Annotated in this window: 1 protein-coding gene; it reads left to right on the plus strand. The window is 41.6% G+C overall.

Annotated elements, in window-relative coordinates; all coding sequences use genetic code 11:
- Positions 1-125 precede the first annotated feature (125 nt).
- Positions 126-977, plus strand: coding sequence for a hypothetical protein (locus ACXAF9_RS18135; RefSeq protein WP_475076823.1), 852 nt, complete (start codon positions 126-128; stop codon positions 975-977).
- Positions 978-1,028: the final 51 nt, after the last annotated feature.

Consider the following 1,028-nt stretch of genomic DNA (forward strand, 5'->3'; position numbering starts at 1 on the left):
GTGTATTTGATCGGGTTATTGGAAAGAAGAGAAAAGAACGCACAGAGCCTGAGTTTGGTCCGTGGGTAAAGGGTGTTTTTCAGGGACGACTAACTAAGCCCATTTCAAAGGATTGAAAACAGGTCATGAAACGCGAAGATTCAATCGTCACGCTTAACGATAAAGGGACGCTGCTTGTCAGTCATGACTCCCACCACAAGTACCTCAAAAACTCGTTTATTTTCTTGTCGTTTTTGTTTTTGATTTCCATCTTTACTTTTTTTAGCAAAAACGAGGACTGGCTCTGGGGCTATTACCACGCATTTGACGAGGAAAAAGCATATCAGATATCCTGGAGAAAGTGGAAAGGGGAACCTCTGACAGATCAGGAAATCGCTACTCTTCGAATAGAGGAGCCGATAGATACGAGTTACCACAGAAAACTATTCTTCATTGAAAACTCTCCTTTTATATTCTTATTATTTTTATGTTTCTATTTTGTTTTCATTCTAAAAACCAAATCAAAAATCTTCATTGATAGGGAACACGGGATTGCCTATTCCTACCTCTTCAATAACCTATACATCAGTCGCTTTGAGGACATTTTGGCAAAAAATAATTTATACGAAAGCTCTTGGCCGCCTTTTCATCTGAACGCAAGACACACAACAGACCATCCACGAGGTCCGCTCTTTCTGTGTTTACAGCGCTATAACAGCAAACGCACTGGCACGTTTTGGCTTGGGGACCACCCTGCAACCAGTACTTATATGAATACTGAGCTTAAAGAAGCCATTATTGGCTTTATGACAGATTACGACTCCAAAACAGAGGAAGAATGGCATAAGGCGTTTGATTTCAAACACCCCACTTGGCTTGGCAAAGTACGCTCTAAAATGGGCGAATTTTCACTGTTTCCGGATCGTAGTGCGACCTTACCTCAGAAGGTGCAGAAGCAGTTGGAGGAATATCTAGCGAGCCACACTTCTAAGCCATGATTTGATGATAAAATGCCTACCAATACGGTGTATCGGTAGGCCACATAACTA

It is taken from the genome of Neptunomonas sp. ABH4_499 (assembly GCF_056160565.1).

Excerpts from the sequence above, each read along its gene's own strand:
- ACXAF9_RS18135 (WP_475076823.1), top strand. The coding sequence starts at position 126 with ATGAAACGCGAAGATTCAATCGTCACGCTTAACGATAAAGGGACGCTG.